24 protein-coding genes and 2 riboswitches are annotated in these 25,896 nt (G+C 72.1%); of the genes, 11 read left to right on the top strand and 13 right to left on the bottom strand.

The window, feature by feature from the left end:
- Positions 1–31 precede the first annotated feature (31 nt).
- The 3 genes from ACNHYB_RS14190 to ACNHYB_RS14180 all read right to left on the bottom strand — a co-directional run bounded on the left by ACNHYB_RS14190 (position 32) and on the right by ACNHYB_RS14180 (position 3,016).
- A complete protein-coding gene (locus tag ACNHYB_RS14190) occupies positions 32–805 on the bottom strand; it encodes a C40 family peptidase (protein ID WP_418275994.1) in 774 nt (257 codons plus the stop codon).
- 56 nt (positions 806–861) lie between these two features.
- Positions 862–1,049: riboswitch (cyclic di-AMP (ydaO/yuaA leader) on the bottom strand.
- 191 nt (positions 1,050–1,240) lie between these two features.
- A complete protein-coding gene (locus ACNHYB_RS14185) occupies positions 1,241–2,023 on the bottom strand; it encodes a C40 family peptidase (protein WP_418275993.1) in 783 nt (260 codons plus the stop codon).
- Between the two features lie 2 nt (positions 2,024–2,025).
- Positions 2,026–2,201, bottom strand: a riboswitch (cyclic di-AMP (ydaO/yuaA leader).
- A gap of 116 nt (positions 2,202–2,317) precedes the next feature.
- Positions 2,318–3,016 (bottom strand): metal-dependent transcriptional regulator, encoded by a 699-nt coding sequence (locus ACNHYB_RS14180; protein ID WP_418275992.1) that lies wholly within the window; start codon positions 3,014–3,016, stop codon positions 2,318–2,320.
- Positions 3,017–3,120: 104 nt separating this feature from the next.
- On the opposite strand from ACNHYB_RS14180, the gene serC reads away from it, so the two are divergent.
- Positions 3,121–4,245: a phosphoserine transaminase gene (serC, locus tag ACNHYB_RS14175; protein ID WP_418275991.1), complete on the top strand. Its 1,125-nt coding sequence runs from the start codon at positions 3,121–3,123 to the stop codon at positions 4,243–4,245.
- Between the two features lie 3 nt (positions 4,246–4,248).
- Here serC and ACNHYB_RS14170 read toward each other — a convergent pair whose 3' ends face one another.
- Positions 4,249–5,544 (bottom strand): MFS transporter, encoded by a 1,296-nt coding sequence (locus ACNHYB_RS14170; RefSeq protein ID WP_418275990.1) that lies wholly within the window; start codon positions 5,542–5,544, stop codon positions 4,249–4,251.
- A 50-nt stretch (positions 5,545–5,594) separates the two neighbouring features.
- Positions 5,595–6,608: an LCP family protein gene (locus tag ACNHYB_RS14165; protein WP_418275989.1), complete on the bottom strand. Its 1,014-nt coding sequence runs from the start codon at positions 6,606–6,608 to the stop codon at positions 5,595–5,597.
- 230 nt (positions 6,609–6,838) lie between these two features.
- Here ACNHYB_RS14165 and ACNHYB_RS14160 point away from each other — a divergent pair, with 230 nt between their 5' ends.
- The 3 genes from ACNHYB_RS14160 (at position 6,839) to ACNHYB_RS14150 (ending at position 10,581) form a co-directional block, all read left to right on the top strand.
- Positions 6,839–8,293, top strand: a complete 1,455-nt coding sequence (locus ACNHYB_RS14160) for a glycosyltransferase family 4 protein (RefSeq protein WP_418275987.1) — start codon at positions 6,839–6,841, stop codon at positions 8,291–8,293.
- Entirely contained in the window at positions 8,290–9,933 is a 1,644-nt protein-coding gene (locus tag ACNHYB_RS14155) for a glycosyltransferase family 4 protein (protein ID WP_418275986.1), read from the top strand. The genes ACNHYB_RS14160 and ACNHYB_RS14155 overlap by 4 nt, the downstream gene beginning before the upstream one ends.
- 135 nt (positions 9,934–10,068) lie before the next feature.
- Complete coding sequence (locus ACNHYB_RS14150) at positions 10,069–10,581, top strand: LCP family protein (RefSeq protein ID WP_418275985.1); 513 nt, start codon at positions 10,069–10,071, stop codon at positions 10,579–10,581.
- 67 nt (positions 10,582–10,648) lie between these two features.
- Here the strand turns inward: ACNHYB_RS14150 and ACNHYB_RS14145 are convergent, their stop codons facing one another.
- The 5 genes from ACNHYB_RS14145 to ACNHYB_RS14125 all read right to left on the bottom strand — a co-directional run bounded on the left by ACNHYB_RS14145 (position 10,649) and on the right by ACNHYB_RS14125 (position 17,117).
- Entirely contained in the window at positions 10,649–11,389 is a 741-nt protein-coding gene (locus tag ACNHYB_RS14145) for a class I SAM-dependent methyltransferase (RefSeq protein ID WP_418275984.1), read from the bottom strand.
- Positions 11,386–13,095, bottom strand: coding sequence for a methyltransferase domain-containing protein (locus tag ACNHYB_RS14140; protein WP_418275983.1), 1,710 nt, complete (start codon positions 13,093–13,095; stop codon positions 11,386–11,388). The genes ACNHYB_RS14145 and ACNHYB_RS14140 overlap by 4 nt, the downstream gene beginning before the upstream one ends.
- The gene (locus ACNHYB_RS14135) at positions 13,092–14,348 is read right to left on the bottom strand and encodes a glycosyltransferase (RefSeq protein WP_418275982.1); all 1,257 of its coding nucleotides are present in this window, start codon (positions 14,346–14,348) and stop codon (positions 13,092–13,094) included. The genes ACNHYB_RS14140 and ACNHYB_RS14135 overlap by 4 nt, the downstream gene beginning before the upstream one ends.
- Positions 14,345–15,295 carry a glycosyltransferase family 2 protein gene (locus ACNHYB_RS14130; RefSeq protein ID WP_418275981.1) on the bottom strand — a complete coding sequence of 317 codons (951 nt, stop codon included), beginning with the start codon at positions 15,293–15,295 and terminating at the stop codon, positions 14,345–14,347. Before ACNHYB_RS14130 ends, ACNHYB_RS14135 begins: the two co-directional genes overlap by 4 nt.
- A gap of 103 nt (positions 15,296–15,398) precedes the next feature.
- Positions 15,399–17,117, bottom strand: a complete 1,719-nt coding sequence (locus tag ACNHYB_RS14125; protein WP_418275979.1) for a DUF2142 domain-containing protein — start codon at positions 17,115–17,117, stop codon at positions 15,399–15,401.
- 55 nt (positions 17,118–17,172) lie between these two features.
- On the opposite strand from ACNHYB_RS14125, the gene rfbA reads away from it, so the two are divergent.
- The gene (gene rfbA, locus ACNHYB_RS14120) at positions 17,173–18,036 is read left to right on the top strand and encodes a glucose-1-phosphate thymidylyltransferase RfbA (RefSeq protein WP_418275978.1); all 864 of its coding nucleotides are present in this window, start codon (positions 17,173–17,175) and stop codon (positions 18,034–18,036) included.
- 21 nt (positions 18,037–18,057) lie between these two features.
- On the opposite strand, the gene rfbD is transcribed toward rfbA, so the two are convergent.
- Entirely contained in the window at positions 18,058–18,939 is an 882-nt protein-coding gene (gene rfbD, locus ACNHYB_RS14115) for a dTDP-4-dehydrorhamnose reductase (protein ID WP_418275977.1), read from the bottom strand.
- Positions 18,940–18,982: 43 nt separating this feature from the next.
- On the opposite strand from rfbD, the gene ACNHYB_RS14110 reads away from it, so the two are divergent.
- Complete coding sequence (locus ACNHYB_RS14110) at positions 18,983–19,600, top strand: dTDP-4-dehydrorhamnose 3,5-epimerase family protein (protein WP_418275976.1); 618 nt, start codon at positions 18,983–18,985, stop codon at positions 19,598–19,600.
- 53 nt (positions 19,601–19,653) lie between these two features.
- Here ACNHYB_RS14110 and rfbB read toward each other — a convergent pair whose 3' ends face one another.
- Positions 19,654–20,649 carry a dTDP-glucose 4,6-dehydratase gene (rfbB, locus tag ACNHYB_RS14105; protein ID WP_418275975.1) on the bottom strand — a complete coding sequence of 332 codons (996 nt, stop codon included), beginning with the start codon at positions 20,647–20,649 and terminating at the stop codon, positions 19,654–19,656.
- 95 nt (positions 20,650–20,744) lie between these two features.
- Between rfbB and ACNHYB_RS14100 the strand changes: the two genes are divergently transcribed.
- Genes ACNHYB_RS14100 through ACNHYB_RS14080 form a run of 5 tightly spaced genes read left to right on the top strand, consistent with a single transcriptional unit; the run spans position 20,745 to position 25,406 of the window.
- Positions 20,745–21,689 carry an ABC transporter permease gene (locus ACNHYB_RS14100; RefSeq protein WP_418275974.1) on the top strand — a complete coding sequence of 315 codons (945 nt, stop codon included), beginning with the start codon at positions 20,745–20,747 and terminating at the stop codon, positions 21,687–21,689.
- Positions 21,676–22,620, top strand: a complete 945-nt coding sequence (locus ACNHYB_RS14095; RefSeq protein WP_418275972.1) for an ABC transporter ATP-binding protein — start codon at positions 21,676–21,678, stop codon at positions 22,618–22,620. Before ACNHYB_RS14100 ends, ACNHYB_RS14095 begins: the two co-directional genes overlap by 14 nt.
- Before the next feature lie 20 nt (positions 22,621–22,640).
- Positions 22,641–23,774 (top strand): non-hydrolyzing UDP-N-acetylglucosamine 2-epimerase, encoded by a 1,134-nt coding sequence (wecB, locus tag ACNHYB_RS14090; protein ID WP_418278065.1) that lies wholly within the window; start codon positions 22,641–22,643, stop codon positions 23,772–23,774.
- Positions 23,775–23,778: 4 nt separating this feature from the next.
- Entirely contained in the window at positions 23,779–24,588 is an 810-nt protein-coding gene (locus tag ACNHYB_RS14085; protein ID WP_418275971.1) for a DUF6270 domain-containing protein, read from the top strand.
- 41 nt (positions 24,589–24,629) lie between these two features.
- On the top strand, positions 24,630–25,406 hold the full coding sequence (locus ACNHYB_RS14080; RefSeq protein ID WP_418275970.1) for a sulfotransferase family protein: 777 nt from the start codon (positions 24,630–24,632) through the stop codon (positions 25,404–25,406).
- 22 nt (positions 25,407–25,428) lie between these two features.
- On the opposite strand, the gene ACNHYB_RS14075 is transcribed toward ACNHYB_RS14080, so the two are convergent.
- Positions 25,429–25,872, bottom strand: a complete 444-nt coding sequence (locus ACNHYB_RS14075; protein WP_418275969.1) for a hypothetical protein — start codon at positions 25,870–25,872, stop codon at positions 25,429–25,431.
- Positions 25,873–25,896 lie beyond the last annotated feature (24 nt).

The raw sequence follows: 25,896 nt of genomic DNA, 5'->3' as shown, positions 1-25,896 counted from the left end.
GCATCGGGGCGTCGTGGACGCTGAGGACTGATCAGCCGGTGACGCGCAGGTACGTCGGGCTCGACTGCCAGATGCCGGCCTGGCGCACGGTCCAGCCACCGGGACGGGTCGCCTCGATCTGCTGGCCGTCGCCGATGTAGATGGAGATGTGGCCGGGCGACCAGATGAGGTCACCGGGGCGGGCCTCCGACGCGGAGATGACGGTCGTGTTGGACGCGCTGCGGATCGCGCTGGAGGAGTGCGGCAGCGAGACACCGAGCTGGTTGTACACGTAGGTCACCAGGCCGGAGCAGTCGAAGCCGGAGGGCGACGCCCCGCCGACCACGTACGGCACGCCGATGTAGCGGGCAGCGATCGAGACGGCGCTGGAGCCGCTGGCAGCCTGGCTCGAGGACGCCGTCGTCGACGTCGACTCGGACGACGTCGACTCGGAGGAGGACGACGACGAGGACGACGACGAGACCTCGGTGCGCTCGGCCGAGCGCGACGGGGCGACCGTGCGCTCGACGACGGGCTCGGGCTCCGGGGCGGCCTTGATGGCCGCCTTCTTGACGACCTTGGCGGTGACCTTCTCGACGTCGACCTTGGCCTCGGCGTCGACTGCCACGACGGGCGCGGCCTCCAGGGCCTGACGGGCCTGGTCGGTCAGCGCACCGAGGTCCACGGTGCTGAGCTTCTTGGCGGCGTCGGTGTCGACCGGGGCGGCCTGTGCGGCGCTGGCGCCGGCGATGGTCGAGACGAGCAGTCCGCCGGCGGTGGCCACGACGGCGGCTCGGCGGCCCGCTGCGGCGGTCGGTGCTGCCATCAGCGGACGGCGTGCGGCGCGGTGGCGCCCACGCGTGGTGTTGCGTGCGTTCACGTCTTCCCTCTCCGTTCGCCTACGAGGTGAGCTGTCGGGTTCGGGTGGGAGAAATCACCCGGCCGTCCAGGACTTGCGTCCCGTCCGGCTTCACCCCAAGGACACCGTCTCCGATGCCCGAAAGTGGGTCCCCCGCTCCTGCCAGAAGTCTTGGTACCCCACCGGTGGCAGGACTCGGCGTCCGGCGGGGATCTGGTGGAGTGCTCCACCAGACGGATGAACCGTAGCCGATCCCGGCAGCGATGTCACGTTTCGATCACGAACTTGTTCAGGGCTGGTTCACGACGCTGCTCACGGGCTGTTCAGGGCCCCGTCAGGAGCACGCAAGAGGCCCCGACGCACCGAGGTGCGACGGGGCCTCTCGTCGAGGGAGACGGCGTGTCAGCCGACGCGGATGAACGTCGGGTTGGACTGCCAGATGCTGCGGAACTGGATCGTCTTGCCCGGACGCGGGGCGTCGATCTGCGAGTTCCCGCCGGCGTAGATCGCGATGTGACCCGGCGACCAGATCAGGTCGCCCGCCTTGGCCTCCGAACGGGGGATCACGGTGCCGACCGACCCCTGCGCGGAGGAGGAGCGCGGCAGCGAGATGCCGACCTGGGCGAAGACGTACTGCGTGAAGCCGGAGCAGTCGAAGCCCGACGGCGAGGTGCCACCGGAGACGTACGGGACGCCCACGTAGCGGGACGCCACCGAGATCACGGAGGAGCCGACGGCCGACTCGGGGATCGACGCCGTCGAGGAGGACGACTCCGTCGCGGTCGACTCCGAGGAGACCTCGGTGCGCTCGGCCGAGCGCGACGGGGCGACGGTGCGCTCCACGACGGGCTCCGGCGCGGCCTTGATGTCGGCCTTGGCGACCACCTTGGCGGTGACCTTCTCGACATCGACCTTGGCCTCGGCGTCGACCGCCACGACCGGCGCGGCCTCCAGGGCCTGACGGGCCTGGTCGGTCAGCGCACCGAGGTCCACGGTGCTGAGCTTCTTGGCGGCGTCGGCGTCGACCGGGGCGGCCTGCGCGGCACCGGCGCCGGCGATCGTCGAGACGAGCAGGCCACCTGCCGTGGCGACGACGGCGGCACGACGGCCGGCGGCGGCGGACGGTGCGGCCATCATCGGGCGACGTGCAGCGCGGTGCTTGCCACGCGTGGTGCGAGCAGTCACGTTCAACCTCTCCGTTCGCCTACGAGGTCAGCTGTCGGGTTCGGGTGGGAGAAATCACCCGGCCGTCCAGGACTTGCGTCCGGTCCGGCTTCACCCCGAGGACACCGTCTCCGATGCCCGAATGTGGGTCCCCCGCTCCTGCCGTGCGGTCTTCCGTGGGAACCGGGGCGGCGGCAGGACTCGGCGTCCGACCCGGCACTCGCGCAAGCAGCTTCCGCGAGCGAGACCGACCGTACCCGAACGCGACGCCGATGTCACGCTCCGGTCACGGCATCCTCGGTCCGGTCGCGACCGTCAGCGGACGGCCACGAAGAGGTGCTTGGCCAGCTCCTCGGGCAGCTCGAGCGCCTCGTCGCCGTCCACGGCCTGCACGACGTAGTCGTGGCCGGACCGCTCGGCCTGGATCCGGACGCCCGGCAGCAGGCCCACGGCGGCGAGACGGGCCAGGAAGTCGTCGTCCACCTGGACCGGCTCGGCGATCCGCTGCATCACCAGCCCGGAGGTGTCGGCACCCGTGGCGAGGAACCCCGTCAACGACTGCACGCCCTCGAGGAACGGGACCTCCTCGTACTGCTCGCCGAGCTCGGACAGGCCGGGGATCGGGTTGCCGTACGGGTCGTGGTGAGGGTGGTCGAGGAGCGTGACGAGGCGGCGCTCGACGAGGTCGCTCATCACGTGCTCCCAGCGGCACGCCTCGTTGTGCACGTGCTCCCAGTCGAGCTTGATGACGTCGGTCAGCAGCCGCTCCGCGAGACGGTGCTTGCGCATCACCCGCGTCGCCTTGGCGTGCCCGGCATCGGTGAGCTCGAGGTGACGGTCCCCGGTGACGACGACGAGACCGTCGCGCTCCATGCGGGCGACGGTCTGGGAGACCGTCGGACCCGAGTGCCCGAGACGCTCCGCGATCCGCGCGCGCAGCGGGGGGATTCCTTCCTCCCCGAGCTCGTAGATCGTCTTGAGGTACATCTCCGTGGTGTCGATCAGGTCGGTCACGTCCACTCCCGTCTTGAGGCCCGGGCCTAGTCTATTCGCACCCGCCCTGCTCGCCGTGCCCGGCGACGGGCGGCGTCCTCGCCTCATCGAGCCACGGAGCCGACATGACCCTGCAGATCCCCGCGTCGCTGCTGCCCACCGACGGCCGGTTCGGCTCCGGGCCCTCCAAGGTCCGTCCGTCCCAGGTCGACGCGCTGGTCACGGCCGGTGAGGCGGGACGTCCCGTGCTCGGCACGTCCCACCGCCAGGCGCCGGTCAAGGACGTCGTGCGTCGCGTCCGCGAGGGGCTGGCGTCGCTGTTCGACCTGCCGGACGGCTACGAGGTCGTGCTCGGCAACGGCGGGTCGACGGCGTTCTGGGAGGTGGCGACGGCGTCTCTCGTGCGGGACCGCGCCCAGCACGCCGTCTTCGGTGAGTTCGGCGGCAAGTTCGCCGCGGCGACGGCGCGGGCGCCGTTCCTCACGGACCCCGAGATCGTCGAGGCCCCCGCGGGCGGCGTCGCGTACCTCGCGCCGTCCGACGCCGTCGACGTCTACGCGACCCCGCACAACGAGACCTCGACGGGGGCCATGGCGCCCGTGCGCCGGCCGGCCGGGGACGCCCTGGTGCTCACGGACGCGACGTCGGGCGCCGGAGCCCTGCCCGTCGACCTGCGCGAGACCGACGTCTACTACTTCGGGCCGCAGAAGGTGTTCGGGGCCGACGGCGGCCTGTGGCTGGCGCTGTGCTCCCCGGCGGCGCTGGAGCGCGCCGCCGAGGTCGAGCGCTCCGGCGGGGGCCGCTGGGTGCCGGAGTTCCTGTCGTTGACAACGGCGCTGGAGAACTCGCGCAAGGACCAGACCCTCAACACCCCGGCGGTGGCGACGCTCGTCATGCTCGCCGACCAGGTGGAGTGGATCAACGCCCAGGGCGGCCTCGCCTGGTCCGCGCAGCGGTGCGCCACGTCGGCGCAGGTCCTCTACGGGTGGGCGGAGGCCCGCGAGTGGGCGACCCCGTTCGTCGCCGAGCCGGCCGAGCGCTCGACCGTGGTGGGCACGATCGACCTCGACGCGCGGATCGACGCGAGCGCCGTCGTCGGGCACCTGCGGGCCCACGGGATCGTGGACGTGTTCCCCTACCGCAAGCTGGGACGCAACCAGCTGCGCGTCGGGATGTTCCCGGCGGTCGAGCCGGACGACGTCGCGGCGCTCACGGCGTGCGTCGACCACGTCGTCGAGCAGATCGCCTGAGCCTCAGGCGGCGCGCACGACGTCGGGCACCGGCACCGGCGCGTCCAGGTAGACGACCTCGAGGTGCGGCCTGGACCGCAGCCGGTAGCGCACCTTGAGCCGCCAGCTCCGCACCGCCCAGACGGTGGCGCCGAGCGCGACGGCGAACGTCGCCACCGACCCCACGAGGATCGCCGCACGCGGACCGAACGCCTCCCCGATCCATCCCACGATCGGCGACCCGATCGGCGTCGCGCCGAGGAACACCATCATGTACAGCGCCATCACGCGACCCCGGACCGCGGCGTCCGTCGAGGTCTGGATCGCGGAGTTCGCCGCGGTGATCATCGTCAGCGACGCGAGCCCCACGGGAATCGTGGTCAGGACGTAGGTCGTGTAGGTCGGCATCAGGGCGTTCACGGCCGTCGCGATCGCGAACGCGAACGCCGCACCGATCACCAGGCGCACCCGGGGACGTTCGCGCCGGGCGGCGAGCAGCGCGCCGGCCAGCGACCCGATCGCCAGCACCGACCCGAGGAGCCCGAACTCCCCCGCGCCCCGGTCGAACTCGACCCGCGCCATCATCGCCGACGTCAGCTGGAAGTTGAGCCCGAACGCCGACACCACCGTCATCACGACCATGATCACGACGATGTCGGTGCGCCCGCGCACGTACCGGACGCCCTCACGGATCTGACCCTTGCCGCGCGGGACCCGGTCCCGCGCCCACATGAGCTCAGGCTTCATCGCCGCGACCGCCGCGATCGTCGCCGCGAACGTCGCCCCGTTGATGACGAACACCCAGCCGGAACCGACGGCGGCGATGAGGAGCCCGGCGACCCCCGGGCCCACCAGACGCGCCGCGTTGAACGACGCGCTGTTCAGCCCGACGGCGTTGGCGAGCCGCTCGGGCGGCACGAGGTCGGCCACGAACGTCTGGCGCACCGGGTTGTCGAACGCGGTGACGACCCCGAGCCCGAGCGCGAACGCGTAGACGTGCCACAGCTCGGCCTCGCCGCTGAGCACCAGCGCACCCAGGCCGAGGGCGAGCAGACCCATCGCCCCCTGCGTGCACATCAGCAGGCCACGGCGGGGCAGACGGTCGGCGAGCAGCCCGGCCCACGGGCCGAGCAGGAGGAACGGCAGGAACTGCAGGGCGGTCGTGATGCCGACGGCCATGCCGGAGTCGTCGGTGAGGTCGGTGAGGACCAGCCAGTCCTGGGCGATGCGCTGCATCCAGGTGCCGACGTTGGCGACGAGCGCAGCACCGAACCACAGGCGGTAGTTCGGGTAGCGCAGGGAGGTGAAGGTAGCAGCCATCTGCCCCGGGCAACCGCCGTCCGGTCGAGGTTATTCCCGGTGCCGCGCGACTACTTCACCGTCGCCGGGAGCAGCTCAAGGTCGTCGGCATGCTCGTCGACGTACGCCGCGGCCCGGCCCTCGGCGATCGCCTCCATCAGCGGGTCGAGCGAGTCCTCGTCGAGCACGACGATCGACTGACCGTCGGCGGACCGTCCTGTCCCCTCGTAGGGCGCCGTCATGAACGCCACGTCGTTCGTGGAGACCTCGCGAGCGCTGTCGAAGAGCTCGCGCATCCGTTCGGCGCTCAGCTCGTCGTCGGCCGCCACCGACCTGCTCACGGCGTCGAAGAACTTGGCCATCATCACCACGTCGCGGCGGTTGTTGTTGATCTTGCCGAGGATTGATCGCATCCAGTTCTGCTGCCGCTGCACGCGACCGAAGTCACCGTTCGTCAGCCCGTGGCGCTGCCGCGTGTAGCTGAGGGCTTCCTCGCCGCTCATCTCGTGCACGCCGGCGGCGAAGAAGACCTCGTCACCGTCCCCGATGTCCTCCGGAACCCGGATCCGCACCCCTCCGAGAGCATCGGTCATGCCCGTGAACGACTCGAAGTCCGTCACGGCGAAATGATCGATGTGCACGCCCGTCAGGTCCTCGACCGTCTGGATCATGAGCGACGGGCCCCCGTAGGAGAAAGCGGCGTTGATCTTCGCGTGACCGTGGCCGGGGACCGGCACCCAGGAGTCCCGCGGGATCGACACGACGACGGCGGACTCCCGGTCGGCCGGCAGGTGCACGAGCATGATCGCGTCGGTGCGCTGCGCCCCGGCCTCCCACTGCGACGGGTCGCCCGCGGAGATCCGTGAGTCGGAACCGAGGACGAGGATGTTGACGTCACCGAGCTCCTCGGCCGGGTCGGATGGAGCCGGCTCCGGCCGGTCGCTGACCGCGGCGAACGGGTCACCGAGCTTCTCGACGTTCGCGTCCAGCCTCTGCTGGAACCACCACAGGCCACCGAAGGCGACGCCACCGAGCAGCGCCACCAGGCACACGACGGCGATCAGCGCCTTCGAGGTGGTGCCCATCCTGCGCCGCCGGCCCGCGGGCGGCGGGGGGTCGGCTCCAAAGCCTGGCAGGAGCGGGCCCGACGTATTCGGCGTGGTCACGAAAACAATCTACGGCCTGACCTTGTGCCGAACATTCCGAGAGGAGAAGTCGTCGTGAAATCAAGACCGATCCGCCCTACGATCAATGAGGTGCGGGGGCGACTTCGGGCTTTCCGTGCGTACCGGGCCTATCGATTCGAGAGCGACGGATGCGCAGCACCACACCGCGAGGGAAGCGACACCACCTGCTGCTCGTGACCCACCACTACGCGCCCGAGCACGGAGCACCTCAACGCCGGTGGGACGCGCTGACGCCGCGCCTGCTCGACGCCGGTGTCGAGGTGTCCGTCCTGGCCCCACCCCCGCACTACCCGTCGGGCATGGTCATCGAGGACCTGCCCGAGTACGCTCCCGGCCGCATGTCTTCCGGACGCCACGGCGAACGCATCGTGCGCACCCGGTTCCGCGAGCACTCACCTCGGCTGCTCTCCCGGGCTGCCGATCAGGCCGTTTCGGCGTGGAGCGCGGTGCGGCTGGGAGTACGGATCTTTCGACGCCCGAGCCTGCGGCCCGACGTCGTGGTCGGCACCGTCCCGGGCATCCCGTCGATGTTCGCCGCCTGGGTCCTGGCTCGCGCCCTGGGTGCCCGGTTCGTGGTGGAGATGCGGGATGCCTGGCCGGACCTGATCGAGCCCGCGGGCCTGCTCAAGCCTCGCCGCACGCTCAGGGGGCGCATCGTCGGCACCGTGCGCGCCGTCGTGCACCGGACGGTGAGCCGGCTGCAGGGCCACGCCGATGCCGTCGTGACCACCACGGAGACCTTCGCCCAGGTGCTCCGTGATCGCGGCGTCCGAGGGGTCGCCGTCGTCCGCAACGGGACGTCGTTCGCGCCGCTGGACCCCGCCGCGGAGCGGCCCGACGGCGCCTCGCCGGACCACGACGCCCGACCGCTCGCACACCGGCCGTTGCGCGCCGTCTACGCCGGCACGATCGGGCGGGCCCAGGACCTCGCCACGGTGGTCGAGGCTGCGGCACTGGTGCATGACCGCGCACGCGCCGTCGAGGTACGGATCGTCGGGACGGGCGCCGAGGTCGATGCACTGCAGGCGCTGATCGACGAGCTCGGCGCGCCCGTCACGATCGGCGGCTCGGTCCCCCATGCCGAGGTCCGCGAGCTCTACGAGTGGGCAGACACCGTGGTCGTCTCACTCAAGGGCTGGGTCCCGCTGGAATGGACCATCCCCTCGAAGCTGTACGAGGTCATGGCATCGGGCCGCCCCGCGACAGCCTGTGTGGCCGGTGAGGCAGCTCGCCTGGTCACGGAGACAGATGCCGGGTCCGTGGTGCCGCCCGGTGATCCCGTCGGCCTGGCAGACCTCTGGTGCGGCTGGGTCGACGACGGCCTCGTGCCGGAGGCCTCTCCCGTCGCTGCAGCCTGGGTCGCGGAGCACGCGAACGACGACGTCCTGGGTGCGCGCTACGTCGCGATCATCGACCACCTGGTGCGCGCCGACCGCCATCCAGCGCCGGAGCGGACCGATCGGCATGCGCCGACGGACTGCCCGTCCTGCATCCAGCTCCGCCCCCTCGTCCCTGAGCCCGATGATGTCGCGGCTCCCCTCGACCCCGGCCTGGCGACCGCACGACCAGGGACGGTGCGGTGAGTCGTCCCGGTGAGATCCTCCGCAACCTGCGGTTCACGACGTCGTTCGTCCTCGGCGCCGTCGTCACCGACCCCGTCTGGCTGACGCTGCAGGCGGCCCGACGGCTCCCGGCGCGGGTGAGCGCCGTCGTCGTCCCGCGCGTGGAAAGCGTCCTGGGGGACGGTTCGCGCGGGCGCGCGGGTCGCCTGCGCGCCGCCTGGGCGGCCGGGGACGTCAGCACGATCCGGTCGACGCAGCCCCGCGGCCGCACCGAGCGGGCGGTACGGCGCAGCCTCCTGGCACAGGTCGACTCCCTCGCCCCGGCTGCACCTGCGCGGCAGACCGAGCAGGAGGTCCGGCCCGGGCCACGCGCGCCGCTCGCCGTCCACCACCACCTGACCAATTCGCTGCCGCACACCCAGAGCGGCTACACCCTGCGCACCCACGCGATCCTCGTCGCGCAGCGGGCGGCCGGGCTGCGCGTCTCGGCCACCACCCGGGCCGGCTACCCCCTGACGATCGGTGCGCTCGGTGCCCGCAGCACGGACGTCGTCGACGGCGTGGCCTACGCCCGACTCGTCCCCCGGTCCCTGGCCGCCGCCCCCCGGCACCGCACGGACACGGCCACGTCCCTGCTCGTCGAGGCCGTGCGCCAAGCCCGTCCCGACGTCGTCCACGCCACGACGCCGTGGACCACCGGCCAGGCAGCGCGCGACGCCGCCGGACGGCTCGGGCTCCCCTGGGTCTACGAGGTGCGCGGGCTGCCCGAGGAGACGTGGGCCGCCGCACTGCCGACACCCGAGACGCGCGCCGCGGCCGCCACCTCCGAGCGCTACGCGCTGATCCGGGCCAAGGAGACCGAGCTCGCGCTCGCCGCCGACCACGTCGTGACGCTCAGCGGCACGATGCGTGACGAGCTCGTCGCGCGCGGCGTGCCGGCCGGACGTATCAGCGTCGTGCCGAACGCCGTCGACGCGGCGCTGCTCGACACCGAGGTGCCGACGCCCGCGCAGGCACGCGCAACCCTCGGTCTGCACGGCCCGGCCCGACTCGTCGGCACCGTCAGCTCCGTGGTCGGCTACGAAGGACTCGACGTCGTGCTGGCCACGGTGGCCCGGCTGCGGGCCGACGGCGAGGACGTCGGCGCGCTCGTCGTCGGCGACGGCGTCGCCCGCCCCGAGCTGCTGCGCCTCGCGGCCACGCTCGGCATCGCCGAGCACGTCGTCATGCCCGGCCGGGTGCCCCGCGACCTCGCCCGCACCTACGTCGCGGCGCTCGACGTCGTGCTCGTCCCTCGCCGTGCCGACCGCGTCACCCGGCTCGTCACGCCGCTCAAGCCCGTCGAGGCGATGGCGCTCGGCCGGCCCGTCGTGGCCAGCGACCTGCCCGCACTGCGCGAGGTGTGCTCCCCGCTCGACGGCGGCGACCCGGCCGCGCTGCTCGTGGCACCGGACGACCTCACCGGCTGGGCCGACGCCGTCCGGACGCTCCTGCACGACGACGCCCGCCGGAGCGCCTGCGTCGCCGCGGGGCAGGAAGTCGCAGCCCTGCGGACCTGGGCACGCCTCGTGGCGCGCTACGACCTCGCCTACCGCGCGGCCGTCGGCGCCCGCTCCGCAGGCCCGAGTCAGATCCCGAGACCGACCCCGAAGGGCGCCTGAGCCCGTGACCCATCGCCGCCTGGCACGCACGACCGCCGCCGCCGTCACTGCCTCGCTCGGGCTGGGGCTCGCAGCCTGCTCGCCGTCCGTCTCCAGCCGGGAAGCCGCGCCGACCGCGACCGTCAGCGCGTCGGCATGCAGACGAACTTCAACGGTTTCATCAACCTGACGCGGGCACTGGGCGGCATCGAGGTGGTCAACACGCACCACTCGACGGTCACGGTGCTCTCGACCGGGCGCGTCGTCGACTTCCCCGAGGGCCGCATCGCCCTGAAGAACACGGACGGCCTGATCTACGTGCGCGAGCGCAAACGGCTGCCGCTCGGCGACCTGGACCGCGCCGAACGCCAACGTGCCACGGTGGTCGGGATGCTCGACGGGATCGCCGCACACGTCGACGACCCCGTGTTCCTCGCCGAGCTGATCGCCCTGATGCACGGGAACGTCAAGGTCACGGGCGATCTGGACGTCCGTGACTTCGTCGACCTGGTGCCGATGGCCGCGGAGCTCGACCGCGACGACGTCATCGGCCTCATGGTGCCGATCACCGGGTTCGGGACCGTGGGCGGCGCCTCGGTGAACCTCGTGGACGAGCCGCAGACCGCGGCGCTGGGCGAGGCGATCCGCACCGACACGATGGCCGACTAAGTCATCGAGTACGGCACGGACTACGCGCCCTGATCATCCCGCCCGAACGGCGGTTGCCGACGGACGATCAGGGCGCGGTGCCCCAGGCGACGAGCGCCGGACCGGTCTGCGGGAACACCCGCTGCACCATCCGGAACGGCCACGTCCCCGCCCGCACCGCCACTCCCTGGAGCGCCGACGACGGCTGGAACAGCCGCCCCGAGCGGGCGGTGCGCTCCGCCGTCGTCGTCGTGGCGGCGTCGTCCAGTCGGCGCCCGGCCACCCGGTTGCGCACCGCCTCCAGCACGTAACCGAGCGGCATCCCGTACAGGACCCCGCCGACGTCGGTCAGCCCGGCACCGGTGAGCAGCTCGCGCATGTGCGGCGGGTCGTAGCGGCGTACGTGCCCGACAGCGGTGTCCATCGGCCCGAACCGTGCCTGCCACGCCGGGGTCGAGACGAGCACCAGCCCGCCGGGACGCAGCAGCCGGACCCACTCGGCGAGCGCTCCGGCGTCGTCGTCGAGGTGCTCCAGCACCTCGAACGCGCACACGACGTCGAACCCGCCGTCCAGCCCCGCCGACGCGACCGACCCGTGCACCACGTGCCCGTCGAGCCCGGCGGCGACGAACCGGTCGGCCGCGACCGCGGCGCTGTCGCCGTCGAGCTCCACGCCCGTGTAGTCGTGCCCGGCCGCGGCGAGCCGGACGCCGACGGCACCCTGGCCGCACCCGACCTCCAGCACGCGGGACGCCGGTGGGAATCGGCGGCGGACGACGTCCCAGCGCAGCGTCCCGAACGGGGTCAGTGGCGCAGGTGTGGCGTTCACGTGGTTCCTCCTGGTGGTCGGTGCGGGGGTTCGGGGCGGCGGGCCTGCGCGACGAGACCGGTGCCGTGCCGGGGCAGGGAGCGCTGGATCAGCCGGAACGGCCAGATCGCCACGGTGATGGCCGTGCCCACGAGCACCGACGACGGTTGCAGGGTCCGGCCCGAGTGCGCGGTCTGCGCCTCGGGGGTCGGGGCGCCCGGCAGGGCCCCCGTCGCGCCGGGACGACGGCGGGCCCTGCGGCGGGCGACGGGGTTGCGCACCGCCTCGAGCAGGTACCCCAGCGGGGCGTCGTAGCAGCGCACCCGGACGTCGACGAGGCCCGCACCGACCAGGACCCGGCGCAGGTCGTCGGGGTCGTAGCGGCGGTAGTGCCCGGCGAGGTCGTCCCACGGCCCGAAGCGGTCGCGCCACGCCGGGGTGGACAGCAGCAGCTCGCCGCCCGGGCGCAGGCGCTCGACCCACTGGGCGAGCGCGGCGGCGTCGTCGTCGAGGTGCTCGATCACCTCGAACGCGCACACGACGTCGAACTCCTCGTCGCCCGCGAGCGCCGAGAGGTCGCCGTGCAGGACGCGGGCGTCGGCGTCGACGGCGTGGACGCGGGCCGATGCGACGGCCCAGGAGTCGGCGTCGAGCTCGACGGCGGTGTAGTCGTGCCGCGCGGCGACGCGCATGGCTGCGGCGCCCTGGCCGCAGCCGATCTCCAGGACGCGGGAGCGGCGGGTGGGCAGGGCGCGGCGGACGACGTCCCAGCGCAGCCAGGCGTGGGGGGCGAGCGGCGCGAAGCGGGGGTGGCTGCGCCGGCGGACGGCGGCGCCGACGGCGGCGTAGACCAGGTCGGCGAGGGTCACGAGGACCCGGCTGACCAGGACGACGAGGAGGACGGCGGCCTCCGGCATGGTGCCGGCGAGGACGGTGAGGAGCACCAGCTCGCGCGCTCCGGCGCCGGCGGGGACCACGACGACGAGGAACCCCACGGTCCAGGCGAGCGCGTACCCGCCGACGGCCAGGGCGAGGGTGCGACCGTCGGCCGACATGCCGAGGCCGGTCGCCAGGATCCAGACCTGCACGCCGGCGCAGGCCCATCCGGCGACGGACCACAGGGCCGCGGCGCCGAGGCCGCGCCAGGACAGGGGGCGTTCCAGCGCGGGCCGTCGGGCGAGCCGCAGCGCGGCGGCGACGAGCCGGTTGAGCACGGGTGGCAGCAGCAGCACGGCGAACGCGGGCAGGAACCACAGCACCCACGCCCAGGGGCCGAGGGCGTCGACGGCGAGGAACGGCAGGGCGACGAGCCCGGTGACGGCCCCGGAGACGACGCCGACGCCGGTGGCGACGGCCGTCGCGGTCATGGTGCGGCGGCGGGGCACGCCGTGGTCGGCACCGACCTCCGCGGCGGCCACCACGTTCCACACCCCGCCGGGGACGAACTTGCCGAGCTGGCTGATGCCGAACACGGCTACGGCGGCTCGCAGGTCGAGCCGGGAGCCGAGGTCGGTCAGCACGGAGTGCCAGGCCATCAGGGTTCCGCCGACGAACAGCAGCGACGCGGTCCCGGCGCCGACGAGGCGTGCCGGGGACAGGCTCGTGGCCGCCTCCGCGAGCTCGTCGCGCACCGCCAGCACGGCCCACACGGCGAGGGCGAGGGCGAGCAGGAGGAATCCCCACCGCACCCAGGGTGAGCGCAGCACGGCGACCAGGCGGGCGATCACGGGTGGATCCCGAGGGCGGCGAGGGCGTGGTGCAGCGGTTCGACGACGGCGGCGGGCCGGACGGCGGCGCGTCCGGCCCGGGCCCGGTCCCGCGCGGCGGCCAGGACGCTCGGGTCGGTGAGCGCGAGGAGGCGGTCGGCCAGCGCGGCGGCGTCCCCGGGCGGGACGAGCTCGAGGTGGTCGCCGAGGAGCCGGCGCTGCGGGGCGGTGTCCGAGGTGACGACGACGCAACCGGCGGCCAGGCCCTGGAACACCTTGTTGGGGACGACGCGCAGCGCCTTGGGTCCGGTCCCGAGGATGCCGAGGCACACGTCGTGGTGCGCGACGAGCGCCGGCAGCTCGTCGGGTTCGACCCAGTCGAGCCAGGTCACGCCGTCCGTCGCGCCCAGGGCGTCCCGGGCGGCGGCGTGGTCCTGCCCGGTGCCGATCATGGTGGCCTGGATCGGGCGGCCCGCCGTGACGGCGCGGGGCAAGGCGTCCGCGAGCGCCTCGGCGATCGTGCCGGCGCCCTGCAGCGGCGTGAAGAGGCCGAAGAACACGACGCGCAGCGGGTCCCGGGCTGCCGGGGCTCCGCCGTCGGACCGCCCGACGCGATCCGGGCTACCGCCGTCGGGCCACGGCGCACCATCCGGAGCACCGCCGTCGGGCGCGAACCAGCCGTCCGGCGCGCCCACAGGCACGACGACGCTCCCCCGGCCGCGCGAGCGTCTCTGCGCGTCTCCTTCCGGACGCGCGTCAGTGACGCGCAGAGACGCTCGCCGTCGGGAGGCGGACGACGCGGGCAGCAGCGCGCGGTGCTCGTCGGTGTCGACGACGACGACGTCGGCACAGGCGCACGCGAGCCGGTCCAGGGCGTGCAGGAGCCGGACGCGCAGGCCGCGCGCGCCGCGGTCGACGGCGGTGTCGCCGGCGAAGACGAGGTGGTCGAGCACGACCGTGGTGCGCGGGTGCAGCAGCCGCGCCAGCACGACGTCGAAGTGCCCCAGGTAGCCGACGAGCACCGCGTCCGGGGCGCCGTGGGCACGGCGGTGGGCGACGTCGTCGCGCACCAGTGCCGCCCAGCAGCCGACGAGACGCACCAGCAGCTGCCCGAGCCGCCAGGGCTGGCGGAGCATCCGCACCCGCTCGGCGGTGCTGAACCCCAACGGCCGGTTGAGCTCGACGACCCGGTGTCCACGGGCACGCAGCCCGGAGACCAGGATGCCGACGCGCGGCTGCCGGGCGGCGTCGTACGTGCCGAACGTGAGGATCACGCGTCGCCCGACCCGTACTCGATCCTCTTGAGCCGTTCCAGGGAGTCCTCGATCAGGGTGCGGTTGGTGCGCTGCAGGTCGGCGATGACGAGCAGCGCCAGGCACAGCAGCGCACCGACGAGCATCGCCGCCGCGAACACGAGGGACTGCACGTGGCCCCCGCCCTCGCCCTGCACGAAGTACACCAGGAACCGCACCGCCGGGACCGCCGAGGCCAGGAAGAACACGCCGGCGAGCGACAGGAACACCAGGTGCGGGCGGAACATGATCCACGACCGCACGATCGCCCGGCCGGAGCGTCCCATGTGCTGCCAGATGTTGCGGAACAGCCGCGACTCGCGGGTCTTGGGGTTGGTGACCACGGGCACCGACGCGATCCGCAGGTGCTTGTTGCCCGCCTGGATGATCGTCTCCATCGTGTAGCTGAACTGGGTGACGACGTTGAGGCGCAGCAGCGCGGCACGCGAGTAGGCGCGGAACCCGCTGGCGGCGTCGGGCAGGTCGGCGTGCGCGGCAGCGCTGACCACCCGCGACCCGAACCGCTGCATGCGCTTCTTGAACGGGCTGAAGTGCTCGATGGTGGCGGTCTGGCGGTCCCCGACCACGATGTCGGCCCGGCCTGCCACGATCGGTGCGACCAGGTCGGGGATCATCTCCGACGGGTACTGGTTGTCGCCGTCGGTGTTGACGACGACGTCGGCGCCGTGCGCGAGAGCGTGGTCGACGCCGTCCCGGAACGACCGCGCCAGCCCCATGGTGGCCGTGTGCCGCACCACGTGCTCGACGCCCAGGTTGCGGGCGACCTCCGCGGTGCCGTCGGTGGAGCCGTCGTCGATCACGAGGACCTCGACGACGTCGAAGCCCGGAACCTGACGCGGGATCGTCGCGAGCACGAGCGGGAGGGTCTCGGCCTCGTCGAGGCACGGGATCTGGACGACGAGCTTCATCGGGCCTTCTCTGGGACGACGACGGCGGCCACGCGGCATCGGCGCACGTGGCCGACGCGCGTGAGTCTAGCCAGGCGTGCCGGGTGGGAGCTGGAGCACACGGTCACGGTCCGAGGAGTGCCACCGGGACGACCGCGACGACGTCCTGCCTCGATGGGCGCAGGGGCGGGCGGTCACGACGACCATCTCGACGAGGCCTCCCCCGGCCTCTGCTCGAGCCGCTGCGGGTGCCGACAGCTCGCCCGGACGTCCGCGGCCACCGCAGCGCGGCGACGGCGGCAGCGGCGAGCCCCGCGGCCACCACGGCGAGCACGACCGCGATCACGACGCCGCTCAGCGGGCTCCACGAGGCCCAGCGTTCCCACGCCTCGCCCACGGCCTCCCCCGGGCCGCGGTAGAACACACCGAACCCCCACCAGAGACCGGCGACGCCCGCGGTCACCGCCAGGGCGGTGACGAGGGGCACCGCCCACGCGAGGCGCCGCTCGCTGCGCAGGCAGATCTGCCAGACCGCGATCCCGACGACGGCGGCGAGCGCCGTGAGCCCGCCGAACACGTAGCGCCCCTGCAGTGCGACGAGCACGCCCGTCTCGGACCAGTTGCGCAGCGCGTTGACGATCACGCCGCCGTACAGACCGGCGGGCAGCAGCGCGAGCGCGACGGCGCCACGCCGGGCACCGGGGAGGAGGACGGCGATCAGCCCGGCGATGATCAGCACCACCGAGCCCGCGACCACCCAGTGGCCCGCCAGACGGATCTCCAGCCAGGACAGGTTGCCGAAGAACGCCTGCGCGGTGCGGCCGACGGCCGTCGAGAGTGCCTCGTCGGCGGGGACCGGCGTCATGTGCGCGTAGTCGCGTGGCATGCCGACGGGCTGCACCGCGCCGTCGACGATCCAGTTGCGCGCCCACCACCAGCCCCCGACGACGAAGGCGACCGCGAGCGCGACGAACCCTCGCACGGCCCGGACCCACGCCGTCGGGCCGGCGCGCGGGGAGCTGCGCGGGCCCGGTGCGAGGAGGTAGGCCGCCACGACCGTCGGGATCGCGAACGCGAGCATGACCTTGGTCAGCAGGCCCACGCCGAGCACGAGGCCGAGCACGACGGCGGTGCGCAGGCGCAGGTCGCCGGTGACGACGCGCGCCGCCAGGTAGGTGACGCCCGCACCGGTGAGGACGACGAGCGCGTCGTTGTTCGCCGACCCCATGATGTGGCCCACCTGCGGGACGAGCATCACGAGCGGCGCGGCGACGAGCGCCGCGGAGCGGGAGCCGGTCAGACGGCGCGTGGCCGCGGCGGCCAGCGGAACCGTCGCGGTGAAGAGCAGCACGTCGAGCAGTCGCAGCACGAGCAGCGCCTGGTCCCATCGGGCGTCCGCCGTGCCGGTGGCGTGCAGGACGGCGGCGCCGAGGGCGTAGTAGGCGGGCGGGTGCTGAGTCATCTGGTCGACGGTGGCGCTCGTGCCGGGCGCAGGCAGGGCGTTCTCCGCCGTGATGCGCACGCGCTCGTCCGCGGGGACCGGGGTGAGGTCGACGAACTGCTTGAAGTCGTCCCGGTCGCGGACGCGGCCCGGCAGGTCCGACGGATAGGTGGACTCCGCGACGGCCTGCGTCGTCACCGGGGCGTAGTGCGCCTCGCCCGGCGCCGGCCAGCCGCCCCCGTAGGCGATCCGCACCACCGAGTTGACGTGGTTCTGCTCGTCCGGGGACCGGAAGCCGGGGGTCAGCACGGCCCAGGCCGTGGCCCACAGGGCCACGGCGATCGTGAGCAGGGCGAGGGTGCGGCGATAGGCACGCTCGCACGGCGGCGTGTCACGCGTCACACGGCAAGTGTGACAGGTCGGCCGTGTCCCCGTGCGCCGTGGGATCATGCTCGGCATGCGTGGCATCATCCTGGCCGGCGGTTCCGGCACCCGACTGCACCCGATCACCCTCGGTGTGAGCAAGCAGCTCGTGCCGGTGTACGACAAGCCGATGATCTACTACCCGCTGTCGACGCTGATGCTGGCGGGGATCCGGGACGTGCTGGTCATCACCACCCCGCACGACGCCGAGCAGTTCCGGCGGCTGCTGGGCGACGGCTCCCAGTTCGGCATCTCGATCGAGTACACCGTGCAGGCGGTGCCCAACGGTCTGGCGCAGGCGTTCGTGCTGGGCGAGGAGTTCGTCGGTTCTGACTCCGCGGCCCTGGTGCTCGGTGACAACATCTTCTACGGCCAGGGCCTGGGCGACCAGCTCGGCCGCTTCCGAGACATCGACGGCGGGGCCGTCTTCGCCTACCGGGTGGCCGAGCCGACGGCGTACGGCGTCGTCGAGTTCGACGAGTCGGGCAAGGCGATCTCCCTGGAGGAGAAACCCACCGTGCCGAAGTCGAACTATGCCGTGCCAGGCCTGTACTTCTACGACAACGACGTCGTCGAGATCGCCAAGAACATCCAGCCGTCGGCACGGGGCGAGTACGAGATCACCGACGTCAACGCCGAGTACCTGCGCCAGGGCCGCCTGCAGGTCGAGGTGCTTCCCCGCGGCACGGCCTGGCTCGACACCGGCACGTTCGACTCCCTGCTCGAGGCGAGCCACTTCGTCCGCACCATCGAGAGCCGCCAGGGCCTCAAGGTCGGCGCCCCGGAGGAGGTCGCCTGGCGGCGCGGGTTCCTCTCCGACGACGAGCTGCGCGTCCGTGCCGAGGCCCTCGTCAAGTCCGGCTACGGCCGCTACCTGCTCGGCCTGCTCGACGACTGACGATCGGCCGGAGCCCAGGCCTCAGGCGAGGACCTCGGCCGCGGCCGCGTCCCACCGCTCGGCCCAGTCGCCGATCGGCGCGACGCCCGCGGCGCGCAACGCGTCGTGGCCGAGCACGGAGAAGGCCGGGCGCGGCGCCGGGCGAGGGAACTTGTCGCTCGTGGTCGGTTCGACGACGGCGCTCGCCCCGGTGCCGGCGACGATCCGCCGGGTGAAGCCGAACCAGGACGTCCGGCCCGACGACGTGCCGTGATACGTACCCGCCGGCGCGTCCGCCTCGACGAGCCGCAGGATCAGGTCCGCCAGGTCGCGCGTCCAGGTGGGCTGACCGACCTGGTCGTCGACGACGGCGAGCAGGTCGCGGTCGTCGGCGAGGCGCGCCATCGTCCTCGGGAAGCAGCCGCCGTGCGCGCCGTAGAGCCACGCGGTGCGGACGACCAGGTGATCGGGTGCCTCCGCGCGCACGGCCCACTCCCCTGCCGCCTTCGTGCGCCCGTAGGCGGACCGGGGCGCGACGGCGGCGTCCTCCGCGTACGGCGCGGTGGCGCCGCCGTCGAACACGTAGTCCGTCGAGACGTGGACGAACCGTGCGCCGGCCGCGTGCGCGGCCCGGGCGAGGTTCGCGACGCCGGTCGCGTTGACGGCGAAGGCTTCCGCCTCGTGCGTCTCGGCGTCGTCGACCGCCGTGTAGGCGGTGGCGTTGACGACGACGTCGTAGCCCGCCAGGGCGGTCTGCGCTGCCTCGGCGTCCGTCACGTCGAGGTCCGCGCGCCGCAGGCCGCGGGCGTCGATGCCGGCGGCGGCCAGACGGGCCATCAGGTCCGTACCCAGCATCCCGCCCGCCCCCACGACGAGCCAGCGTCGGTCGGTGTCTCGGGCCGAGGGGTCAGCGGTGGCAGTCACCGTAGGATCCTAGGGCACCACTTTCCGTCATGAAGGAGTCTCCGTGCAGTTCCGCGAGCTGTCCGTGCCCGGCGCGTTCGAGATCACCCCGCAGCAGTTCGGCGACCCGCGCGGCGTGTTCCTCGAATGGTTCAAGGCGGGCCCGTTCGCCGAGGCGGTCGGCCACCCGCTGGACCTGCAGCAGGCCAACTGCTCGGTGTCCGCGGCCGGCGTGCTGCGCGGCATCCACTTCGCCGACGTCCCTCCCGGCCAGGCCAAGTACGCCACCTGCCCGAAGGGTGCCGTGCTCGACGTCGTCGTCGACATCCGCGTCGGTTCCCCGACGTTCGGCCGGTGGGACTCCGTGCTGCTCGACGACGTCGACCGCCGCGCCATCTACCTCGGCGAGGGCCTCGGGCACGCGTTCCTGTCCCTCGAGGACGACTCCACCGTGCTGTACCTGTGCTCCACCGGCTACAACCCCGGCGGCGAGCACGGCATCCACCCGCTGGACCCTGCGATCGGCATCGACTGGCCCACCTCCGGCCGCGACGGCTCGCCCCTCACGCCGCAGCTCTCCGACAAGGACGCCGTGGCCCCCACGCTGGCCGAGGCCGAGCAGCGGGGTCTGCTGCCGACGCTCGACGCCGTCGAGAAGTACGTCGCCTCGCTGCGCGCCTGATCCACGACGCCGAAGGGCCGCTCGTGCCGCTGATCCACGAGCGGCCCTTCTGCTCACTGGCCGGTGGCGGCGTACTTCGCCTCGACGGCGGCCTTGTGCGGCCGCCACCACGCCTCGTTGTCGCGGTACCACTGCACCGTGGCCTCCAGGCCAGCCCGGAAGTCCGTGTACCGCGGGGACCACCCGAGCTCGTCGCGCAGCTTGGTCGCGTCGATGGCGTACCGGAGGTCGTGACCCGGACGGTCGGCGACGTGGTCGAAGTCGTCGGCGTCGCGCTCGAAGATCTCCAGCAGGGTGCGCACGACGTCGAGGTTGTTCGTCTCGCCGTCGGCCCCGATGAGGTACGTCTCCCCCGGGCGGCCCCCGTCGAGGATCGACCAGACCGCCGAGTTGTGGTCCTCCACGTGGATCCAGTCGCGCACGTTCAGCCCGGCACCGTACAGGCGCGGTCGGATGCCGTCGATGAGGTTGGTGATCTGGCGCGGGATGAACTTCTCGATGTGCTGGTACGGGCCGTAGTTGTTCGAGCAGTTCGAGATCGTCGCCTCGACGCCGAACGAGCGCGCCCACGCCCGCACCAGCAGGTCCGAACCCGCCTTGGTCGACGAGTACGGGCTCGACGGGTTGTACGGCGTCTCCGGGGTGAACTTCGCCGGGTCGTCCAGCTCCAGGTCGCCGTAGACCTCGTCCGTGGAGATGTGGTGGAACCGCACCCCGTGCTTGCGCACGGCCTCCAGCAGCGTGAACGTCCCGATCAGGTTGGTCTGCACGAACGGTGACGGGTCATTCAACGAGTTGTCGTTGTGGGACTCCGCCGCGAAGTGCACGACGACGTCGCTGTCGGCCGCGAGGCGGTCCACCAGGGCGGTGTCCGCGATTGAGCCCTCGACGAACCGGATCTCCTCCGAGACACCGGCCAGCGACGTCTCGTCACCGGCGTACGTCAGCGCGTCCAGGACGGTGACCTGCACGTCCGGGCGCTCTCGCACCGTCTGGTGGACGAAGTTGGAACCGATGAAACCGGCGCCGCCGGTGATGAGTACTCGCACTGAAGGATCTCCGCGGGGTGGATGTCGGGCCGTCGGTGAGCCAGGATCCCACACCCGCCAGGCGAACTGCGGGTGACCTTCTTACGATGCACGCAATGAACGTCCCGGATCCCGCGCCCGCCGCCGCGCCCGTCCAACCCCGGACTGACGCGTCCGACCTGTACGCGGAACTGTTCGCTCCGCGCGAGCCGGCGTCGCGAGAGGTGGTGGCGGCAGATCGTCTGATGCTCGTCGGAGCCCGCCCCCCGGTCCGGGACTATCTGGACCAGCTGTGGCGACGGCGCCACTTCCTGTGGGCCGAGGCTCGCGCCAAGGTCACCAGCGGGACGCGCGAGACGATCCTCGGTCAGGTCTGGCTCGTGCTGAACCCGATCCTCAACGGGCTCGCGTACTACCTCATCTTCGGCCTGGTCCTCGACGCCGACCGCGGCATCGACAACTTTCTCGGCTACCTGATCATCGGTGTCTTCCTCTTCCAGTTCACGACGCAGTGCGCCAGGGGCGGCGCCCGGTCCATCCCCGGTGGGCGCAACCTCATCCGTGCCTTCACGTTCCCGCGGGCGTCGCTGCCGATCTCGGTCGTGCTCCGCAGCATCCTCAACCTCGTCCCGGTGCTCGGTGCGATGTTCGTGCTCCTCCTCGCGCTGCCCGAGGACGAGGTCTGGACCGCCGCCGCCCTGCTGTTCCCCGCGGTACTGGCTCTGCAGGTCGTCTTCTGCACCGGGTTGGCCCTGCTGCTCGCCCGGATCGCCGCCGCGATCCCTGACCTCAACCAGGTCATCGGCGTTCTCATGAGGTTCTGGCTCTATTCGTCGGCGGTCTTCTTCTCCATCGATCGGTTCGCCGCATATCCCCGCATCACGGGCATCATGGAGGCGAATCCGATGTTCATGGTGCTCGACGCCGCACGCGACTGTCTCCTGTACGGGCAGGTCCCGGAGGCCTCGACCTGGCTGCGGCTCAGCGCCTGGTCCGTGGGCATGCTGCTGGTCGGGTTCACGGTCTTCTGGCAGGCGGAGAAGTCCTATGGCCGTGCTTGACGTCACCGATCCGTTCGCGCAGGTCACTGTGGCCGTCCAGGACGTCCACGTCCGCTATCGCGTCGCGTCCACGGACGCCACTGAACGCCGTCGACGGCGGCACGCGCTGGGGCGGGTCGCCCGAACCGTCCTGGGCAACGACCCCAAGGTGATCGTCCGAGCCCTGTCGGGCATCTCGTTCGTGGCGCACTCGGGCGAGCAGGTCGGGATCGTCGGGCAGAACGGCTCGGGCAAGAGCACGCTGCTGCGCATCATCGCCGGGCTGGAGACCCCTGCAAGAGGACGCGTGCTGGCGGAGAGCACGCCCGTGCTCATCGGCGTGAACGCCGCCCTCGTGCCCGATCTCTCCGGCGAGGAGAACATCCGCCTCGGCTGCCTGGCGATGGGCCTGACCCCGACACAGGCCGACGCCGCCACTCCCGAGGTGACGGAGCTCGCAGGCCTCGGCAAGGCGATCTACCTGCCGATGAAGACCTACTCGTCCGGGATGGGGGCTCGACTCAGGTTCGCGATCGCTGCGGCGGCCAACCCGCACATCCTGCTCATCGACGAAGCGCTCTCCACCGGGGACGCCGCCTTCAAGGAGCGCAGCGACGCCCGGATGCAGAGCCTGCGGGCCGGCGCCGGAACGGTGTTCCTCGTCAGCCATGCCGCCCAGACCATCGAGGAGAGCTGCACCCGCGCCATCTGGCTCAACTACGGCCGCCTTGTGCTCGACGGCCCGGCCGACGACGTCGCCCTGCGCTATCGCAAGTGGGCGTGGGCGATCGCCAAGGACAAACCGCAGCAGGCGAAGAGGATCATCGAGGACGCCTTCGCCCAGCGCCACCAGACCTCCGTGGAGATCGACCGGCCGCGCCGGCCGCGCAACTACCACCCCCGGCACGCGAGACAGCCCGGAGCCCAGAGCCAGCAGGCAGGGACGCCGTGAGTACGGCCCTGCCGCGGATCATGGCCGTCTACGGGACCCGCCCGGAGGCGGTGAAGCTCGCCGCGGTCGTCAAGGCGCTCGAGGCAAGTCCTGTGCTCGACCCCGTCACCGTGGCCACCGGGCAGCACCGCGAGATGCTCGACCAGGTCAACGCCACCTTCGGGACCACTCCCGACCACGACCTCGACATCTTCCAGCACGGAGCGTCGCTCTCCCGGATCGTCGCACGGGTGCTGGACGGACTCGATCCGCTCCTGGAGCGAGAACGGCCCGCCGCCGTCGTCGTCCAGGGCGACACGTCGACGTCGACCGCCGCGGCGCTGGCCGCCTTCCACCGCGGGATCCCCGTGGTCCACGTCGAGGCGGGCCTGCGGTCGGGCGACATCACCTCGCCCTTCCCCGAGGAGGCGAACCGCAGGATCATCACACGGCTCGCCACACTGCACCTGGCGCCGACCCAGAGGAGCCGGGCCAACCTCCTCGGTGAGGGCGTGCCCGAGGAGGCTGTGGTCGTCACCGGCAACACCGTCATCGACGCACTCCTCATGACCCTGGAGAAGAAGCACCGGTTCAGCGACCCCGCTCTGGAGGACCTTGCCGACTCAGGACGCCGCATCCTGCTCGTGACGGCGCACCGTCGCGAGAGCTGGGGACGTGCGATGGAAGGGGTCGGCCGGGCACTCGCACGCCTTGCCCGGTCGTTCCCCGACGTCCAGGTCGTGCTTCCCGCCCATCGCAACCCCGTGGTCCGCGAAGCGGTGCTGCCGCAGATATGCGGCCTCGACAACGTCACCGTCACCGAGTCGCTGCCCTACGGTCAGTTCACCCGCCTCCTTGCGCTCGCCACCGTCGTGCTCACCGACTCCGGTGGCGTCCAGGAGGAGGCACCCAGCCTGGGCAAGCCCGTGCTCGTCATGCGCGAGAACACCGAGCGGCCCGAGGCGGTGGTCTCCGGGACGGTGCGGCTCGTCGGTACCGACGAGACCCGGATAGTCCGCGAGGTCACCAAGTTGCTGGTCGACCGGTCCGCGTACGAGACCATGGCTCGGGCGACGAACCCCTACGGTGACGGCAAGGCTGCGCAGCGGTCGGTGGCCGCCATCGGGCACCTCCTCGGGTGCACGGCGCGCCCCGAGGCCTGGCAGGCTCAGTAGCCTGATGACCAGACAGCGCGTCTTCATCTACGGGTCCTGCGTCTCGCGCGACACGTTCACGCGTTTCGACCCGCATCTGTTCCGCATGATCGACTACGTGGCGCGGCAGTCCGCATTGAGCGCCGGGACGCCACCCGTCACCGCCGTCGAGCCGCCGGTGATGGACTCGCCGTTCCAACAGCGCATGGTGAGCGGGGACTTCGCCTCCAACCTGCAGCACCGCCTCGCCAAGCAGGCCGACCTGACCGATCTGGTGCTGATCGACCTCACGGACGAGCGGCTTGGCGTTCACTTGCTGCCCGACGGCACGGTCGTCACCCGCTCGCCTGAGCTGATCGCCTCCGGCGCGGAACAAGACCTTCCCGGCGGGACGCGCCACCTGAAGTTCGGCGCCGCCGAGCACCGGGAGCGCTGGGCGGCATGTATCGACGTCGTCGGCGACCTGCTGCGGCACCACCTGCCGGGCGTGCCCGTCGCCCTGCTCGACGTGCCGTGGGCGGCCCGGTCGGAGTCGGGCGCCGCACCGCCCGACAGCTTCGGCATGACGGCCGACCGGGCAAACCCCGTGTTGCGCGACTACGCCGACATGGCTGCTCGGGCCCTCGGCGCTGACCTGATCAGGGTCCGGCCCGACGCCGTGTCGTCCAGCCCGCACCACCGGTGGGGCGACGCTCCTTTTCACTACACGGAGGCCGTCTACCTACGTCTGGTCAGACGGATCTCCGGCACCGCGGGCCGACCCGTGCAGTCCGACGTGCTGCGGTCGGGTACCCGTGCCCGACCGCAACAGGCCGACCCGCGCCCTGCCTCGTAGGCTGTCCGCAGACCTGCTGGCCGACGTGAAGGAGCGCGCCCTTGCAACCGCCATTCTTCGTGATCGGCGCTCCTCGCTCCGGGACGTCGTACCTCGTCCAGGTGCTCGATCGTCACCCCGACGTGCTGTTGACGAACGAGACCCGGGTCATGACCTACCTGCACCGGATCCTGACCCGGCACAGCAAGGACAGGATGGCGTTGATGACGGAGCGCCAACTCTTCCTCAAGACCCTGCGTCGGCACATGCCCGCGATCGTGCGGGACTTCTACCGCCAACTCGGCGCCGACGAGCAGACCCGGTGGGGCGATAAGTTCCCCCACTACGCCGACTCCAAGACGGACCCCGGCCTGCTGGGCTTCATCGCCGAGATATTCCCGCGGTCGCAGTTCGTCCACATCACGCGAGACGGGCGCGACGTCGTCGCCTCGCTGCGCGAGAAGGGCTGGGCGGACCTCGAGGAGGCGTGCGACATCTGGAACCGCCACGTGTCCACGGCTCAGCGGATCGGCAGAAAGGTCGGTCCGCGTCGCTACCACGAGCTCCGCTACTCCGATCTGGTCCACGATGGTGGGGGGACCGTCGCCGACATCCTCGACTTCCTCCGACTCGATCCTGCGGCCGAGATCGACGATTTCCTCGAGGAGCAGCAGGTGACACGGACACCGTTCAGCGGTGCGACCACCCCGCCCGATCTCATCGGCACCTCGAGCTGGGTGGACAGGCTCACCACGGACGAGGCCGGCCTCGTGAGCGACCTGCTCCAGACCGTCCTGGAGGCCACCGGCTACATCGACACGCCACGCTCAGTGCCGTAACAGGCCCGGGAGCGGTCATGGATCAAGGATCGAGTCCACCCGTCACGCGACCACCAGCCCAAGGCTCCAGGCTCTCAAGCACCTGCCGGACCCGCTCCGCGAACTCCAGGTCGAGATCGCGCACCGGGGCACGTGCCGCAACAGCCCCGGACACGAAGCGCTGCAGGATCGGTTCACTGGTGCTGAGGAAGTCGATCTCGCCCACCGTGACTCCGGCCTCGTCCTCGATCCAGACCCGACGTTCCGGAGTGGCGTCATAGCCGGCGCGAAGGGTGCCGAGAGAGGCACGTGGAACAGCCCACTCGCGGATCGCCACCAGGTGGCTGCCCATGTTCCAGTGGCCCGCAATGCCCAGCCTGTCCGAGGAATCGACGGAGAACGTCCCGTGAAAGACGAGCCCGTCGCCTCCGTTCCAGGACTCGCGCCACCGCTGGACGGCCTCCAGCAGCACGTACTCGAAGCACACGACGACACGCGAGGGGCGCTCTGC

Source organism: Isoptericola jiangsuensis, from assembly GCF_048320105.1.
Taxonomy (GTDB): domain Bacteria; phylum Actinomycetota; class Actinomycetes; order Actinomycetales; family Cellulomonadaceae; genus Isoptericola; species Isoptericola jiangsuensis_A.
Note: the sequence above shows the minus strand (reverse complement) of the source record. Positions and strands in the feature narration are given on the sequence as shown.

Coding starts and splice junctions, on each gene's coding strand:
- ACNHYB_RS14190 (WP_418275994.1), bottom strand. CDS start 805: ATGGCAGCACCGACCGCCGCAGCGGGCCGCCGAGCCGCCGTCGTGGCC.
- serC (WP_418275991.1), top strand. CDS start 3,121: ATGACCCTGCAGATCCCCGCGTCGCTGCTGCCCACCGACGGCCGGTTC.
- ACNHYB_RS14170 (WP_418275990.1), bottom strand. CDS start 5,544: ATGGCTGCTACCTTCACCTCCCTGCGCTACCCGAACTACCGCCTGTGG.
- ACNHYB_RS14165 (WP_418275989.1), bottom strand. CDS start 6,608: ATGGGCACCACCTCGAAGGCGCTGATCGCCGTCGTGTGCCTGGTGGCG.
- ACNHYB_RS14160 (WP_418275987.1), top strand. CDS start 6,839: ATGCGCAGCACCACACCGCGAGGGAAGCGACACCACCTGCTGCTCGTG.
- ACNHYB_RS14150 (WP_418275985.1), top strand. CDS start 10,069: ATGCAGACGAACTTCAACGGTTTCATCAACCTGACGCGGGCACTGGGC.
- ACNHYB_RS14130 (WP_418275981.1), bottom strand. CDS start 15,295: ATGAAGCTCGTCGTCCAGATCCCGTGCCTCGACGAGGCCGAGACCCTC.
- rfbA (WP_418275978.1), top strand. CDS start 17,173: ATGCGTGGCATCATCCTGGCCGGCGGTTCCGGCACCCGACTGCACCCG.
- ACNHYB_RS14100 (WP_418275974.1), top strand. CDS start 20,745: ATGAACGTCCCGGATCCCGCGCCCGCCGCCGCGCCCGTCCAACCCCGG.
- ACNHYB_RS14095 (WP_418275972.1), top strand. CDS start 21,676: ATGGCCGTGCTTGACGTCACCGATCCGTTCGCGCAGGTCACTGTGGCC.
- wecB (WP_418278065.1), top strand. CDS start 22,641: ATGGCCGTCTACGGGACCCGCCCGGAGGCGGTGAAGCTCGCCGCGGTC.
- ACNHYB_RS14085 (WP_418275971.1), top strand. CDS start 23,779: ATGACCAGACAGCGCGTCTTCATCTACGGGTCCTGCGTCTCGCGCGAC.